This is a genomic window from Modestobacter sp. VKM Ac-2978 (genome assembly GCF_026968025.1).
Lineage (GTDB): Bacteria > Actinomycetota > Actinomycetes > Mycobacteriales > Geodermatophilaceae > Modestobacter.
Window position 1 is genome coordinate 93,624 of sequence record NZ_JAPVBP010000006.1, and the last position, 15,195, is coordinate 108,818.

The following is a 15,195-nucleotide window of genomic DNA, read 5'->3' on the forward strand; positions in this document are numbered from 1 at the left end:
TCCGGTCGAGGTATCTCAGCACTAAGGTTTCTCGACATGAGCTCACGCCGGGTCCGCATCGGGATCGACACGGGCGGCACCTTCACCGACGTGGTCGCCGTCGACGAGGAGACCGGGGAGGTCGCGACCACCAAGACGCCGTCCACACCGGGCGACCCGGCCGACGGCTTCCTCGCCGGCGTCCAGAAGGTGCTGGGCCAGCTGGGCCTGGACGGGTCGGCGGTGACCGCGGTCAGCCACGGGACGACGGTCGCCACCAACCAGCTGCTCGAGGGCAAGCTGGACCGGATCGGGTTCATCACCACCGAGGGCTACGAGTCGGTGCTGGAGATCGCCCGGCAGTCGGTGCCCGACGGCTACGGCAACAGCTACTTCTGGGTCAAGCCGCCGCGGATCGTGCCGGCCGACCTGGTCCGCACCGTGGGCGGCCGGCTGGACGTCACCGGCGCCGAGGTGCGGCCCTTCTCCCGCGAGGACGCCGTCGCGGCCGCCCGGTTCTTCAAGGACGCCGGGATCACCACGATCGGCGTCTGCTTCCTGCACTCCTACGCGAACGACGCGCACGAGCGGGCGATGCTCGACGTGCTCCACGTGGAACATCCGGGCGCCGTGGTCTCGATCAGCTCCCAGGTGCTGCGCGAGTACCGCGAGTACGAGCGCTCGGTGACCACGCTCGTCGACGCCGCGGTGAAGCCCAAGGTCGGCGCCTACGTCAGCAACATCCGCCGCCGCCTCGACGAGATCGCCCCCGCCGTCCCCTTCTACGTGATGAAGAGCAACGGCGGCGTGCTCAGCGCCTCCGAGGTGGTGCACCAGCCGATCACCACGATGCTCTCCGGCCCCGCCGCGGGTGCCCTGGGCGCCGCACTGATCGCCGGCACCGCGGGCTTCGACCGGGTGCTCACCTGCGACGGCGGCGGCACCTCCACCGACGTCACCGTGGTGATCGACGGCGAGCCGACGCTGACCACCGAGGGCTCGGTCGGCGACTACCCGTCCAAGATCCCGATGATCGACGTCGTCACCGTCGGCGCCGGCGGCGGCTCGATCGCCTGGCTGTCGCCGGAGGGCACGCTCAAGGTCGGGCCGAAGTCGGCCGGAGCCGACCCGGGGCCGATCTGCTACGACAACGGCGGCGAACAGCCGACGGTCACCGACGCGCACGTCGTCCTCGGCCGGATCCCCCCGCACCTGCTGGGTGGGGAGATCCCGCTGTCGGTGGACGCCGCCCGGGCCGGGCTGGAGCAGCTCGGCGGGAAGCTGGGGCTGACGGTCGAGGCGCTGGCCACCGGGATCCTGGAGATCTCGGCGTGGAACCAGGCCAACGCGCTGCGCCAGGTCACCGTCGCCCGCGGCCTCGACGTCCGCGACTTCACCCTCACCACCTTCGGTGGCTCCGGCTCGCTGCTGGCCTGCCGGCTGATGGACGTGCTGGGGCTGCCGCGCACCCTGGTGCCGCCGAACCCGGGCAACGTCAGCGCCTTCGGGCTGCTGACCGTCGACGTCCGCAACGACTACGTGCAGACGATGGTCGCCCGGCACGCCGACGTCTCCCCCGCCACCCTGGCCACCGCCTTCGCCGAGCTCGAGGGGCAGGCCGAGGTCGCCCTGGACGGCGAGGGCTTCGCGCGCAGCGAGCAGCGGATGCAGCGCACCGCCGACCTGCGCTACGTCGGCCAGGCGTTCGAGGTGCGCGTGCCGGTCGGCGACGGGGAGCTGGACGACGCGGCGATCGACGCCGTCGCCACCGCCTTCCACGCGGCGCACCACCAGCTCTACGGCTACGACTTCGCCACCGACCCGCGGCAGGCCGTGGAGTGGGTGAACCTGCGGGTGAGCGGGATCGGGCCGATCCGCCGTCCGGAGATCGTCGAGCCGGCGCCGTCCGACCGCGACGCGCGCCGCGGCACCCGTCCGGTGTTCTTCGACGAATGGGTCGAGGCCCCGCTGTACTGGCGGCCCGACCTCTCCCCCGGCGACGTCGTCGCCGGCCCGGCGATCGTCGAGGAGTTCGGCTCCACCGTCCCGGTGCACCCCGGCTTCTCCGCCACCGTCGACCGTTTCGGCAACCTGCTGCTCACGAAGGAGACCACCCGATGAGCACCGATCAGGGCCAAAGTCGCGATTTCGGCCCCTCCGCCGCCGACCCGGTGCTGGTCGAGATCGTCGCCGGCACGCTGGCCGCGATCGAGAAGGAGGTGGAGACGTCGATCGGGCGGACCTCCCGCTCCCCGATGATCCGGGACGCGCACGACTTCCGGGCCGGCATCCACGACCGGCAGCTGCGCAAGCTCACCGGCCGCTCGTACTCCGCGCTGGTGCAGCCGGTGGTCCGCGACCACCCGATCGACACCATGAACCCCGGCGACGTCTACTTCCACAACGACGTCTACCTCTCCGAGGGCGGGATCGGCCACCTGCCCGACCTGTGCGTGACGGTCCCGGTCTTCGCCGACGTCGAGGGGGCCCCGACCGTGGTCGCCTTCATCCAGGCGTTCGGCCACCACGACGACATCGGCGGCGCGGTGCCGGGCTCCATGCCGTCGGCGGCCACCAGCGTGTTCGAGGAGGGCCTGATGGTCCCCCCGATCAAGCTGTGGGACCGCGGCGTCCGCAACGACGCCGCACTGACGATCATGACCCGCAACTCGCGGATGCCCGACTCGCTCGCCGCCGACCTGGACGCCGAGTGCTCGGCCTGCCTGGCCGGCGCGCGCCGGCTCGGTGAGCTGTTCGACCGGTACGGCGTCGAGGCGGTCGAGGCGTGCTTCGAGTCGATCCTGAGCAGCTCGACCGAGGTGTACCGGCGCGAGATCCTCTCCCAGATCCCGGACGGCTCCTACGTCTGGGAGGACTACGCCGAGCACGACGGCGTCGACGAGCCCCAGCTGCACCGGCAGCGGATCACGCTGACCATGGACTCCACGAAGGACGTCCCGCTGGTCATCGACTTCACCGGCACCGGCCCGCAGGCGAAGGGCCCGATCAACCACTGCGGCGACTACGCCGACGGCAACTTCCTGAAGAAGTGGCTGGCGCCGATCCTGCGCAACCTGGCCGAGTCGCCGGAGCGGATGGCACAGCTGGACGTCAACGAGGGCGTCGTCCCGCTGATCGAGATGAGGTTCCCGGAGAAGGGGACGCTGCTCACCCCGATCTTCCCGGCGCCCACCAACGCCCGGACGTTCGTGATCCTGCGGCTGCTCGGCGTGCTGGCCGGGGTGCTGGCCAAGGCCACGGGCGGCCGGATGCCCGCCGACCAGGAGACGATCCGGTACACCGGCGTCTACGGCACCGACGCCAACGGCGAGCCGTACCTGATGCGCGAGGTGCTCGGCGGCGGCTCCGGCGGGCGGTACTACGCCGACGGCGAGGACACCATCCACGTCGTCCCGGACTCCCGGAACCTGCCCACCGAGTTCACCGAGTCCCGCTTCCCGCTGCGGATCGAGCGGCTCGCGCTGGCGAAGGACTCCGGCGGCCCGGGCCGGTACCGCGGCGGCTGCGGGTACGAGAAGGACATCCGGGTGCTGCGCGACGCGCACTTCATGTCCATCGCCGACCGGTCGATCCTGTCCTGCTGGGGCGTGAAGGGCGGCAGGGCCGGGCGGCCGTTCTCGATCACCGTCGACCCGGGCGGACCCGACGAGCACGAGGTCGACGCGCTGGCCGACGCCGAGCCGCTGAAGGCCGGCACCGTCGTGCGGGTGCGGACGACGGGCGGCGGCGGCTGGGGCGACCCGCTGGACCGGCCGGTCGACGAGGTGCTGCGGGACATCTCCTGGCACAAGGTCAGCGTCGCCGGCGCCCGCGACGACTACGGCGTGGTGCTCCGGGACGACGGCACGGCCGACGAGGCGGCGACGGCCAAGTTGCGCGAGGAGCTCCGCGCGGCCCGCCCGGAGGTGCAGCCGTTCTTCGACCGCGGCCCCGGCTACGCGCTGCTCTCCGGCGGCGAGTCGCACAACGAGTTCGACCTGCTCTGAAGGAGGACCCCGGCTGGCCGGTACCGGCCGGCCGGGGCAGGCTCGGCCGTGATGAGCGAGAGCGAGCACGAGACCGATCAGCCCAACCTGCACCCCGGCCAGTACGACGAGGGCGGCACCGGCGGCATGGCCACCCGTGAGCTGCAGGCCCGGCACGCCGACGACGAGGACGGCGACCGGGAGCACGGCTGACGAGGAAGCGGACCGGGCCGCACCGCGCGCCCCGTCACGTGTTGGCGTCGAGTTCTCGCCGGTGGGCATGCCGTGGCCGGCTGTGGCAATCACTGTGGTGTCCGGAACCTGCGGCGGGCGTCCCGCGCCCGGCTCGACGAGAGGAACCACCGTGCAGCAGCACACCCGTCCCATCGCGAAGCTCTGCCTCGCCGGCATCCTGGCCGTTGCGCCCCTCACCCTGGCGGCCTGCGGCAACGAAGGCTCCGGCGACGACTCCGCCGCCGGAGAGTCGGCCTCCGACAGGGTGCGGAGCGCCGGGGACCTGCTGGAGGAACGAGAGGGGGAGGACGGCGAGGCCGACGCCGGGGACGACGCGGACGCCGGTTACAACGGCAGCTACGACTCCGGGTTCCCCGAGCAGGCGAGTGCCCTCGTGGGCGAGGAGGTGACCGTGTCGGCGACCGTGGACCAGGTGGTCGACCCGAACTCCTTCTCCATCACCGGCATCGAGGAGACCTCCGCCGAGCCGCTGCTCGTCGTGGGCTCGGACATCGCCGGCGTCCTCGAGGAGGGGCAGGTCCTCCTCGTCACCGGGACCGTGCAGAGCGGGTTCGACGAGGCCGCCGTCGAGGAGGAGCTGGGCCTGGACCTGACCGACGACGGCTACACCGACTTCGCGGGCCAGGAGTACATCGTCGCCGACAGCGTCGACATCCAGGTGCCGGCCGAGCAGGAGTGACCCACCCGGGCACCGCGCGACCTCGTGCGGTGCCCGGGCGGGCAGCGCACGGTCGAGCCGGGTGGCCGGCGCCGGTCGTGCGGCGCACCCTCCACCGTGCTGGACGCGACCGAGCACCGGACCGGCCGGTCAGCCGGCCCGCCGCCCGAGCCACCGCCGGCGGCGGGGTGACGGCGCCGGCTCCGGCGCCGCGGGCCCGGGGACGACGACCGGGCGGCTGAGCCGCCACTCGGCGACCATCTCCTCGACGTCCGGCATCCCGACGGCGATCCACGGCCCGTCGACCGGCTGCCGGTAGTACCGGTCGACCCGGGCGACGTGCGCCTCGACGACCGCGCGGGCCAGCTCCTCGGTGGGCTGCCGGGCGACCCGGGCGGGCAGCTCCTCGCGCTCCTTCCGCAGGGCCAGCCCCGTGGGCATGATCGCGGCGACGTCGGCCTCTTCCCGCCGCGCCCACTCCAGCGCCCACTCGTAGGTGGTCTTCTCCTGGTCCCGCCGGGGCAGCGGCTTGCCGGCGCCGGCCAGCCCCTCCAGGTCTCCCCGCTCGCGGGCCTGCGCGATCTGGTGCTCGACCCAGCTCTCGAACGACACACCTTCCGGCTTGCGTTCCGTCATCGGCGTCCTCCTCCGCACTCCTCTGCCAGTCTGGGCCGCATGCGGACGACGGGCACCCGAGAGGTCTACCGGAACCCATGGCTCCGGCTGCGCGAGGACGCCATCGAGCTGGACGACGGATCGCCGGGCGTCTACTCCGTCGTCGAGCGGCCGCACTTCGGCCTGGTCATCGCTGCCGAGCGGGACGGCTTCTGGCTGGTCGAGCAGTTCCGCCACCCGCTGGGCCGCCGCTCCTGGGAGTTCCCACAGGGCACCTGGTCGGCGGGCGGGACCGGGACGGCAGAGGAGCTTGCCCGCGCCGAGCTGGCCGAGGAGACCGGGCTGAGGGCGGCCCGGCTGAGCCACCTCGGGCACCTGGACCTGGCGCCGGGGCTCACGACCCAGGAGTTCGACGTCTGGCTGGCCGAGGGGCTGACGCCCGGCCCCACCGCCCGCGAGGCGACCGAGGCCGACATGCGCTCGGCGTTCGTCCCCGAGGCCGAGCTCCGGGCGATGGTGCGCGACGGCCGGTTCACCGACGGCCCCTCGCTGGCCGCCTACAGCCTGCTGCTGCTCGCCCGAGGACAGGCCGAGGAGTGAACCGTGCCCCGGCCGGGAACCGAGGAGCCATGGACGAACCTGCCCCCAACGTCGAGGTCACGGTCACCACACACGACGCGGAGTCCGCCGAGATCACGGTCGTCGGCGAACTGACCGAGCACGCCCGCCGGCCGTTGGTGCGCGAGATGACCGACCTGATGCTGGCCGGTGCCACGCTGAAGCAGGTCCGGGTCGACCTGTGCGAGGTCACCTTCATGAACTCGGCCGGGATGGCGACGCTGGTGCAGTTGCAGCGGATGGCCCAGCCCCGGGGCATCGACACCCCCCTCGTGGTGCACACCGCCGCCGTCGCCCGCCCCCTGCAGCTCAGCGGCCTGTGGCGGCGCTTCACCATCGTCGACCGCCGTGACGGCCACCCGGAGGAGGTGCACGAGGCCACCCCGCACGGCCACGACCACAGCTGACCGCGCTCCCGCCCGGCTCCGCTCGTTTGCTGCAGGCCTCACCGGGCACCTCCCTCCGGGCCACCATCAGCTTCGAGCCAGGAGGTCTCATGTCCCGCTCCACCCGTCCCCGGACCGTCCGCCGCGCCTTCGCTGCGTTCGCCATCGCCGCCGCGTCGTTGACGACGGCCGCCTGCGGAGACGACGTCGTCGACGACGGTGTCGAGCAGGAGGTGGACGAGGGCGTCGGCGAGGTGGAGCAGGAGCTCGACGAGGACACCGAGGGCTGACCCCAGCGCGACGGCCGGTGCCACGGCCGGCTCGGCCGGGGTCCGCCGGACGATCAGTCCGGTGGACCCCAGCGGAGGCGAGGTCGGATCAGCTGGGGTCGGGCGTGCCGCCGGGCACGCGGCCCAGGCTGATCAGCCAGCGGCGCAGCAACCCGGCCAGCTGCGTGCGCTCCTCGGGCGAGAGGGCCGCCAGCATGTCCCGCTCGGTCTCCAGGTGGTCCGGCAGCGCCGTGTCCAGCGCCGTCCGCCCGGCGTCGGTCAGGGTGACCACGACGGCCCGCCCGTCGGCCTCGCTGCGGCCCCGGGTGATCAGGCCCCTCTCCTCCAGCCGGTCCAGCCGCTGGGTGATGGCGCCGGAGGTGACCAGGGCGGTCCGCATCAGCGCGGTCGGGGTCAGCTGGTAGGGCTCCCCCGCCCGGCGGAGCGCCGCGAGGACGTCGAAGGACGGCGCATCGAGCCCGTGCCGGGCGAAGGTGGCCCGCTGGGCGAGGAAGACCTCCCGCTGCAGCTGGCTGATCCGGCCGATGACGCCCATCGGGGAGCAGTCCAGGTCCGGCCGCTCCTGCGCCCACTGCGCCAGGATCACGTCCATCGCGTCCCCGGCCGTCCCGTTCCCGTCCTGGGCGCGCGCCGGGTCGTCCAGCAGGTCGCTCACGGCGCCGGCTCCCCAGGGCGCGGCAGGTCGGCGAGGTGTTCGGCGAAGGTGCGCGGCGGGCGGCCGAGCAGGCCGGTGAGCACTCGCGGACTGCCGACGAAGCCGTGCGCCCGGTAGTGGTCGAACATGGTGCGCTGGCAGCGGGCCGCATACCCGGTGGGGACCTCGCCCCCGGGGATGACGTCGTCGGCGACGACCTCGTCATCGAGCCACTCGCCGATCAGCTCGGCCAGCCGCGGTGCGGTCAGTGCCTCCGGACCGGCCGCCTCGAAGGTCCCGCCGTCCAGGCCGTCCTCGGTGAGCAGCACGGCTGCGGCCTCCGCCACGTCCCGCAGGTCGACCACGGACTGCGCCGTCCGCAGGCCCCAGAAGCTGCGGAGCACCCCGCTGGTCTGCGCCGCCTCGAGCTGGGTGTCCAGGTTGTCGGCGTAGGAGCAGGGTTGCAGCACCCGCCACGACGCCAACCCGCTGCTGTCGAGGGCCTCCTCCGCCAGGTCCTTGCCGGCGTGGTGCGGCATGACCCGCAGCTGCGGGCGCATCACCGAGTGGTAGACCACCCGGGGCAGCCCGGCCCGGCGGGCCTCGGCGAACAGCGCCGCCGCACCCTCGGCCTCGTCCGGGTCGAAGTTCGGCCAGATGAGGTACATGGCGTCCGCGCCCCGGAACACCGAGGACCAGGCCATCGGCGAGGTCAGCTCCGCGACGACCACCTCGGCGCCGAGCTCGGTCAGCTCCGGCCGGGGGCCTCGGCTGGAGACCACGGCGCGCACCGACTCCCCCCGGGCACGCAGCGCACGCACGACCGCCGTCCCCGTGGGCCCACCGGCCGCAGTCACCACGATCACACCGGACACCTTAGTTCTGAGAGACCGGTCCGGCCGGTCACCGTGCCCACGAGGGGCGGACGGAGCACCGGATGCGCGCGTCGGCCGACCCCGGGTCGCTGCGGCTCAGCGCAGCGGTGAGCTCAGCCGGACGGTCAGGCCGTCGGGCCCGGGGAGCAGGTCGACGTGGTCCCAGAGCTTGCGGGCCAGCCACAGGCCCATGCCTCCCTGGGAGAGGTCGTCCCCGTGCGCGGGCTGGAAGCCGGCGAGCGGGTCGGCGAACCCCGTGCCGCAGTCGGTGATGGTGCAGACCACCCGGTCGGCCGAGGCCCAGACCCGGGCCGACACCGGCGGCGTGCCGTGCCGGAACGCGTTGGCCGCCATCTCGCTGACCGCCAGGTGCAGGTCGGCGCCCTGGTCGTGGTCGGGGACGCAGGTGGCCAGCACCGCGGCCAGCTGGTGCCGCAGGGTGCCCAGTGACCGCGCTCCGTCGACGGCGAACAGGGGCGGACCGTCCTCCATCGGCTCGCGCGGCAGCGGCAGGGCCGGCAGGTACTGCGCCGGCGGCAGGTAGCCGGCGCTCGCCACCCGGACGCCGTCGACGAGCAGGTGGGGATGTGTCTGCCCGGCGCTCGCGACGACGTCGGGCGACAGCTGCCGCTGGTCGTAGACGCACAACGCGTCGAGCGGGTGGTCGGCGAGCAGGTCGTTCACCACCGACTCGTAGCGCTGCGCCTCCCGCCACGTGCGAGGTTCCGGGCCGAAGTCCGGTGTGCCCAGGACCCGGAGCGAGCCCGACGGCGACGCGGCGGCCCGTTCGAGCAGTTGACGGGTGGCGAGGACGGCGTCCGGGGCACGGGCGCCGCGCATCGACACGCGGGGATCGCTGAGGAGCTGGGTGTCCCGGGCCCCCACCGCCGAGCGCAGCAGCTCGGCCGTCTCCTCCGCGCAGGACAGCACCGTCACGTCCCCGGCGGCGAGGCCGGCCTCCAGCCACGGGACGGCGTTCTGGAGCAGCGCGTCGTCGGAGCCGCACACGAGCGCCGTGTGGCCGCGCGTCCGCTCGGGCCCGGAGCCCGGCTCGTCGTCGCGGGCGCGCGGCACCGAGCGCGCGACACGAGCTCCGAGAACGGACACGACACCTCTCGACCGACGGTGGACCCTGGAGACTGCTGGCATTGTCAATCACCCGCCCCAGGTCTCGGCAACCGCCCCCGGGATCGGTACTCCCTCGTGTGGGTGACCCGCCGCACGCTCGCACCAAACGCGACGACCCACAGCCGGAGCGTCAGACGGCGCGCGTGTCGGGCTCAGCGGCGGCGACCCGCCAGGGCGTCCAGCGCCGGACGGTCCAGCCCGGTGGCTGACTCCACCTCGGCGACGTCGAGGGCCCCACAGTCCAGGCCGCGGAGCACCACGGTGGCCAGCGCGCGTGCGGTGGCCGGCTCGTCGAGCACCCCGCCCTCCACCCGGCTGACGTACCCGGCGAGCCGCACCGCGGCGGCCGGCAGTGCGGCGCGGAAGAACGCGTAGGTGGCGACGTAGCGGGTGACCAGCTGCGCCGGGTGCAGGTCCCAGCCCTGGTGGAAGCCGCGTTCCAGCGCCCGCCGGACGAGCCCGGCGTGCAGCTGCCAGGCGGCGTGCACCTCCGCGGTGGTGCCGACGGGGAGCACGTTGGTCGAGCCGTCGACCGCGCACGCCCCGGTCCCGGCCACGGCCACCTGCATGGCCTGCTTGGCGGCGTCCGCGGCCGGGTGGTCGGAGGACTGGTGGGCCGCGGAGATGCCCAGGGAGGCGCTGTAGTCGTAGGTGCCGAAGTGCAGGCCGGTCACCCGGCCCCCGCCGGCGTGCAGCATCCGGGCCAGCGTCGTCGTGCCGTCGGCACCCAGCACCGCCTGCGGCGTCTCCACCTGCAGCTCCAGGTCCAGCGCCAGCCCGCTGGCCTGCTCCAGTGCGTCGAGCACCGGCAGGAACGCGGCGACCTGCTCGACCGCGGTCACCTTGGGCAGCGTGACGATCGCCCGGTCCCGGCCGGCCGCGGCCAGGCCGGTGAGGAACAGGTCCAGCGAGCGCACCCCGCGGCGGCGGGTCGGCCCTTCCAGCGACTTGGCCCGGATGCCGAGGGAGGGCGGCAGCCCCGTCTCGGCCGCGAGCACCGCAGCGGCCGTGGTGACGTCGCCGTCCTCCGCCTCGGGCGGGCCGCGGTAGCCGTCCTCGGCGTCGACCCGCAGGTCCTCGACCGGCTCGGTGGCCAGCTTCGCCCGCACCCGGGGCAGCACCTGCTCGACCAGGCCCACGTCCAGGCCGAGGTCGGGCAGGCCGTGCTCGTCCAGCGCGGCCAGCGCCGCGGCGCCCCAGTGCGCAGCCAACCCGGGGACGACGGCGTCGGCGGGCACGTAACAGGTGTGCACCGGCTGCCGCGCTGACGACTCGCCCGGATAGGCGGCGAGCCGCGCGGCGTCCACGGGCGCCAGTCGCCGATCGAGCTCGTCGTACAGCTCCGCAGGGATCATCGACTGGCATCCTGTCAGCCGTGCCCGACTCCCCGCTGGACAGATTCAACGCCGAACCGGCAGCGCGGGCCGAGGAGCTGCTGCGAGCCTGCAACGCAGCGCCGTCCTTCGCCAGCACCGTCGCCGCCGACCGCCCCTACGATTCGGCCGACGCCCTGGTCGCCCGCGCCGAGGAGGTCAGCCGCGCCCTCCCCTGGGCCGAGGTGAGCGCCGCGCTGGCCGCCCACGCGCGGATCGGCGACCGGATGCAGGGTCCGTCGGCGGAGGCGAGGACGTCGCGCGAGGAGCAGAGCGGGATGACCACCGCCGCGGACTCGGTCCGGGCCGCGATGGTCGAGGGCAACCGCGAGTACGAGGAGCGGTTCGACCAGGTGTTCCTGATCCGCGCAGCCGGTCGGTCGGCCGAGGAGATGCTCGTCGAGCTGCACCGCCGGCTGCGCAACGACCCGGAGACCGAGCGCGCCGAGGTCACCGAACAGCTAGCCCAGATCACCGGCCTGCGGGTCGCGGGGCTGCTCCAGTGAGCGAGCTCGCGAGCTCACCGATGTGCACAGCAGCGCCGCGAATGCGGCTGACGAGCGCCAGCGAGGAGGCGGCATGAGCGTCTCCACCCACGTGCTGGACGCCGTGGCCGGTCGCCCGGCGGCGGGGATGACGGTGCAGCTGCTGGACGACGCCGGCCAGGTCGCCGCCGGGGTCACCGACGCCGATGGCCGCTGCCGGCTCACCGAGGAGCCCACCGCCGCCGGGCCGCACCGGATCGTCTTCGGCACCGGCGAGTGGGCCGCCGGGCTGGGCCGGGAGACGTTCTGGCCGGAGGTGGTGCTGACCTTCACGGTCGCCGAGCCGGCCGAGCACCACCACGTGCCGTTGCTGCTCTCCCCGTTCGCCTACTCCACCTACCGGGGTTCGTGAACCTCCGGTTCCACGTGCAACATCCCCGCAACGCAGATGAGTGAAGGTGCGCGCATGGCGATCGTCCTCGGGCCCAACCAGTACGGGAAGGCGGAGGTGCGGGTCGTCGCGGTCGACCGCTCCACCGCGCGGCACTCCCTCGTCGACCTCGACGTCAGCACCGCCCTGCGCGGTGACTTCGCGGCCGCGCACACCGTCGGCGACAACGGCCACGTGCTGTCCACCGACGCGCAGAAGAACACCGTCTTCGCCTTCGCCCGCGACGGGATCAGCTCGCCCGAGGAGTTCGGCCTGCGACTGGCCCGGCACCTGGCCGGCAGCTACGACTGGGTCACCGGGGCCCGGGTGGCGATCGAGTCCTACGGCTGGGACCGGATCACCGTGGGCGGGGCCCCGCACGACCACGCCTTCTCCCGCACTGGCGGCGACGTGCGCACCGCGGTGGTGACCGTGGACGGCGCGGACGTGCACGTGCTCGCCGGTCTCGGTGACCTCGTCGTCCTCAAGACCACCGGCTCGGAGTTCTGGGGCTTCCCCCGCGACCGCTACACCACCCTGCCGGAGACCACCGACCGGATCCTGGCCACCGCGGTCACCGCCCGCTGGCGGTACACCGGGCTCGACGTCGACTGGGACGCCAGCTACGACGCCGTCCGGACGACGCTGCTGGAGACCTTCGCCGCGACCCACTCCCTGGCGCTGCAGCAGTCGCTCTACGCGATGGGCGAGGCGGTGCTCGAGCAGCACGCCGACGTGGCCGAGGTGCGGATGTCCATGCCGAACAGGCACCACTTCCTGCAGGACCTCTCGGCGTTCGGGCTGGACAACGACCTCGAGGGCCCGGGCGCGGTGGTCTACCACGCCGCCGACCGGCCCTACGGGCTGATCGAGGGCACCGTGCTGCGGGACGACGTCCCGGCCGCGCCGGCCGCCTGGCTGGGCACCCCCGGCTTCTGCTGACCCTCCGCAGGTGTGGACGCACACCGCGCCTGGGTAGCAGGGCCCTGGCGACACCCCCGGTCCAACCACGGCCGGCTCTGGGGTGCGCACTCCCGGAGAGGGAGGCATGGACCTCACGCAGGACTTCACTGCCCGCGTCACCGCCGCCGAGTCGGAGCTGCCCGGCCCGGAGCTGTTGCCCCTGCGGCTGGCCCGCGCCTGCGCTCAGGTGCTGCCGGTCGCCGGCGCCGGCCTCAGCGTCTACTTCTCCGCCGACCGGCGGTTGCCGCTGGGCGGCAGCGGCCAGGAGGCCGGCATCGCGGAGCGCCTGCAGTTCACCGTCGGTGAAGGCCCCTGCCTGACCGCACACGGCACCGGCAACCCGGTGCTCGCCGACGAGGACGAGCTGCGCACCCGCTGGCCGGTGTTCCACGACGCGCTCGTCGCGCGCACCGCCTTCCGCGGTGTCATCGCCCTGCCGCTGCACGGCGGACTGCAGGGCATCGGCTCACTGGACCTGTTCGTGCAGCCGCCCGGCTCCGTCCGGGACCTGAGCCTCGCCGACGCCCTGACGGTCACGACCGCACTCAGCAACAGCTTCGCCGCCGCGATGGACCAGGAGCCACGCAGCGAGTTCGGGCCGGCCTGGCTGGACGCGCCCGCCGCCGGCCGCCGGGCACTGGTCTGGCAGGCGGTCGGCTTCGTCAGCATCGGGTTGGAGCTGGACAGCACCGATGCGCTGGCCCTGCTGCGCGCCAGGGCCTACGGATCGGGCCGGGACCTCGACGAGGTGGCCGAGGCCGTGCTGGAGGACCGGCTCAGCCTGGCCGACCTGTCGGAGGCCGCCGAGACCGGGCACTGAGGCCGGTGCGGCCGGCACGTCCGGCCGCACCGGCAGGTCAGCGCTGGAAGGTGTCGACCGACCGCTGCAGGCCCTCCGACATCCGCACCAGGTCACCGGTGGCCGTCTGCATCGCTGCCACGCCGCTGTGGGTCTCCTGTGCTGCCCGGGCGACCTCGGCGACCGTCTCGGCGATCGACCGCCCGCTCTGCGCGGCCTCACCGATGGCCCGGCTCATCTCGTTCGTGGTGGCCGTCTGCTCCTCGACCGCCGAGGCGATCGTCGTCTGGTAGTCGTTGATCTGGGCGATGACCGACGTGACCCCGCCGATGGCACCGACCGCGCTGTCGGTGTCGGCCTGGATGGCCTCCACCCGTCGGGCGATGTCCTCGGTGGCCTTCGCCGTCTCCTGGGCCAGCTCCTTGACCTCGTTGGCGACCACCGCGAAGCCCTTGCCGGCCTCCCCGGCACGCGCCGCCTCGATGGTGGCGTTCAGCGCCAACAGGTTCGTCTGCTCGGCGATCGAGGTGATCACCTTGACCACGTTGCCGATCTCCACCGAGGACTCACCCAGGCGGGCGACCGTCTGGTTGGCGCTCTCCGCCGCGGTCACCGCGCTCCCGGCGACCCGCGCGGCCTCGGCGGCGTTGTGCGCGATCTCCCGGATCGAGGCGCCCATCTCCTCCGCCCCCGTGGCGACGGCGTCGATCGAACAGCTGACGTCCTTCGCCGCCGCGGTCACGGCGTCGGCCTGCCCGGTGGACCGCCCCGCCGCGCCGGCGATCGTCGCCCCCGTGGACGACAGCGACTTGGCGGCCCCGTCGAGCAGCCGGGAGGCCTCGGCCACCTCGTCGACCACGTCCGACACGCGGTCGAGCGTGGTGTTCAGCGCACCGGCGAGCTGGTCCAGCTCGTTGCGGCCGGCGCCGACGTCCAGCCGCTCGTGCAGCTCCCCGGCCGCGAGGACATCGGTCATCCGGCGCAGTGGCCGGGTGACGCTGCGGGACACCAGCAGCGAGATCAGGGCGATCACCAGCACCACCGGCGTGGCCCACAGTGCCAGGGAGAGCAGGTGGTCGAGGAAGGCGCCGTTCAGGTCGGTGACGTAGATGCCCGAGCCGACGACCCAGCCCCAGGGCTCGTAGCCCGCGACGAAGGAGATCTTCGCCTGCGGCTCCTCCTCGTCCGGCTTGGGCCACATGTACTCGACGAAGCCGCTGCCGTCGCTCTCGACGACCTGCACCATCTCCACGAACAGCGCCTTGCCGGTCGGGTCGGTGTTGCCGGTGAGGTCCGTGCCGTCCATCTCGGGCTTGATGGGGTGCATGACCATCGTCGGGTTCATGTCGTTGATCCAGAAGTACTCGGTACCGGAGTACCGGAGCCCGCTGAGCGCGCTCCTCGCCTGGGCCTGCGCCTGCTCCCGGGTCAGCGCACCGGTGGCCTCCTGCTCGCCGTAGAAGGCGACGACGCCGAGCACCGCCTCGACCGCGGACTGCGCCTTGTTGCGCTGCTCGGCCTCGATGGTCTGGCGCACCTGGAGGGCCCCGATGACGGCGATGGTGCCCATGCCGACCACGGCCGCCAGCACCAGTGCCAGGAGTCGGGTGCTGATCCGGATCCGGCGCAACCCCCCGCCGGTGAAGACGTCCCGCAGTCGTGTGCCCATGCCGTGCTCCCGTCGTCGACGGCGTGGATGCCGTAACGGGGTTGTCGACCGG

17 protein-coding genes are annotated in these 15,195 nt (G+C 73.5%); 11 read left to right on the forward strand and 6 right to left on the reverse strand.

Annotated elements, in window-relative coordinates:
• Positions 1–36: 36 nt before the first annotated feature.
• The 4 genes from O2W53_RS15610 to O2W53_RS15625 all read left to right on the forward strand — a co-directional run bounded on the left by O2W53_RS15610 (position 37) and on the right by O2W53_RS15625 (position 4,899).
• Positions 37–2,100 (forward strand): hydantoinase/oxoprolinase family protein, encoded by a 2,064-nt coding sequence (locus O2W53_RS15610; protein WP_269163979.1) that lies wholly within the window; start codon positions 37–39, stop codon positions 2,098–2,100.
• Complete coding sequence (locus tag O2W53_RS15615; protein ID WP_269163980.1) at positions 2,097–3,986, forward strand: hydantoinase B/oxoprolinase family protein; 1,890 nt, start codon at positions 2,097–2,099, stop codon at positions 3,984–3,986. The genes O2W53_RS15610 and O2W53_RS15615 overlap by 4 nt, the downstream gene beginning before the upstream one ends.
• Positions 3,987–4,037: 51 nt before the next feature.
• Entirely contained in the window at positions 4,038–4,178 is a 141-nt protein-coding gene (locus tag O2W53_RS15620; RefSeq protein WP_269163981.1) for a hypothetical protein, read from the forward strand.
• Between the two features lie 151 nt (positions 4,179–4,329).
• Positions 4,330–4,899, forward strand: a complete 570-nt coding sequence (locus O2W53_RS15625; protein WP_269163982.1) for a hypothetical protein — start codon at positions 4,330–4,332, stop codon at positions 4,897–4,899.
• Positions 4,900–5,028: 129 nt separating this feature from the next.
• On the opposite strand, the gene O2W53_RS15630 is transcribed toward O2W53_RS15625, so the two are convergent.
• Entirely contained in the window at positions 5,029–5,514 is a 486-nt protein-coding gene (locus O2W53_RS15630) for a J-domain-containing protein (RefSeq protein WP_269163983.1), read from the reverse strand.
• Between the two features lie 39 nt (positions 5,515–5,553).
• On the opposite strand from O2W53_RS15630, the gene O2W53_RS15635 reads away from it, so the two are divergent.
• The 3 genes from O2W53_RS15635 to O2W53_RS15645 all read left to right on the forward strand — a co-directional run bounded on the left by O2W53_RS15635 (position 5,554) and on the right by O2W53_RS15645 (position 6,787).
• Positions 5,554–6,093, forward strand: a complete 540-nt coding sequence (locus O2W53_RS15635) for an NUDIX domain-containing protein (RefSeq protein WP_269163984.1) — start codon at positions 5,554–5,556, stop codon at positions 6,091–6,093.
• A 29-nt stretch (positions 6,094–6,122) separates the two neighbouring features.
• The gene (locus tag O2W53_RS15640) at positions 6,123–6,518 is read left to right on the forward strand and encodes an STAS domain-containing protein (protein ID WP_269163985.1); all 396 of its coding nucleotides are present in this window, start codon (positions 6,123–6,125) and stop codon (positions 6,516–6,518) included.
• A gap of 89 nt (positions 6,519–6,607) precedes the next feature.
• Positions 6,608–6,787 (forward strand): hypothetical protein, encoded by a 180-nt coding sequence (locus tag O2W53_RS15645; RefSeq protein ID WP_269163986.1) that lies wholly within the window; start codon positions 6,608–6,610, stop codon positions 6,785–6,787.
• 88 nt (positions 6,788–6,875) lie between these two features.
• Here O2W53_RS15645 and O2W53_RS15650 read toward each other — a convergent pair whose 3' ends face one another.
• The 4 genes from O2W53_RS15650 to O2W53_RS15665 all read right to left on the reverse strand — a co-directional run bounded on the left by O2W53_RS15650 (position 6,876) and on the right by O2W53_RS15665 (position 10,779).
• Positions 6,876–7,442: a MarR family winged helix-turn-helix transcriptional regulator gene (locus O2W53_RS15650; RefSeq protein ID WP_269163987.1), complete on the reverse strand. Its 567-nt coding sequence runs from the start codon at positions 7,440–7,442 to the stop codon at positions 6,876–6,878.
• Positions 7,439–8,287 carry an SDR family oxidoreductase gene (locus O2W53_RS15655; protein WP_269163988.1) on the reverse strand — a complete coding sequence of 283 codons (849 nt, stop codon included), beginning with the start codon at positions 8,285–8,287 and terminating at the stop codon, positions 7,439–7,441. The genes O2W53_RS15650 and O2W53_RS15655 overlap by 4 nt, the downstream gene beginning before the upstream one ends.
• Before the next feature lie 105 nt (positions 8,288–8,392).
• Positions 8,393–9,403, reverse strand: coding sequence for a sensor histidine kinase (locus O2W53_RS15660; RefSeq protein ID WP_269163989.1), 1,011 nt, complete (start codon positions 9,401–9,403; stop codon positions 8,393–8,395).
• Between the two features lie 173 nt (positions 9,404–9,576).
• The gene (locus O2W53_RS15665; RefSeq protein WP_269163990.1) at positions 9,577–10,779 is read right to left on the reverse strand and encodes a DUF6986 family protein; all 1,203 of its coding nucleotides are present in this window, start codon (positions 10,777–10,779) and stop codon (positions 9,577–9,579) included.
• Between the two features lie 20 nt (positions 10,780–10,799).
• On the opposite strand from O2W53_RS15665, the gene uraD reads away from it, so the two are divergent.
• The 4 genes from uraD (at position 10,800) to O2W53_RS15685 (ending at position 13,495) form a co-directional block, all read left to right on the forward strand.
• Positions 10,800–11,303: a 2-oxo-4-hydroxy-4-carboxy-5-ureidoimidazoline decarboxylase gene (gene uraD / locus O2W53_RS15670; RefSeq protein ID WP_269163991.1), complete on the forward strand. Its 504-nt coding sequence runs from the start codon at positions 10,800–10,802 to the stop codon at positions 11,301–11,303.
• 73 nt (positions 11,304–11,376) lie between these two features.
• Entirely contained in the window at positions 11,377–11,694 is a 318-nt protein-coding gene (gene uraH, locus O2W53_RS15675; protein ID WP_269157566.1) for a hydroxyisourate hydrolase, read from the forward strand.
• Between the two features lie 54 nt (positions 11,695–11,748).
• The gene (gene pucL, locus O2W53_RS15680) at positions 11,749–12,654 is read left to right on the forward strand and encodes a factor-independent urate hydroxylase (RefSeq protein ID WP_269163992.1); all 906 of its coding nucleotides are present in this window, start codon (positions 11,749–11,751) and stop codon (positions 12,652–12,654) included.
• A gap of 106 nt (positions 12,655–12,760) precedes the next feature.
• Positions 12,761–13,495 carry an ANTAR domain-containing protein gene (locus O2W53_RS15685; RefSeq protein WP_269163993.1) on the forward strand — a complete coding sequence of 245 codons (735 nt, stop codon included), beginning with the start codon at positions 12,761–12,763 and terminating at the stop codon, positions 13,493–13,495.
• 37 nt (positions 13,496–13,532) lie between these two features.
• Here the strand turns inward: O2W53_RS15685 and O2W53_RS15690 are convergent, their stop codons facing one another.
• A complete protein-coding gene (locus O2W53_RS15690) occupies positions 13,533–15,143 on the reverse strand; it encodes a methyl-accepting chemotaxis protein (protein WP_269163994.1) in 1,611 nt (536 codons plus the stop codon).
• Between the last annotated feature and the right edge of the window lie 52 nt (positions 15,144–15,195).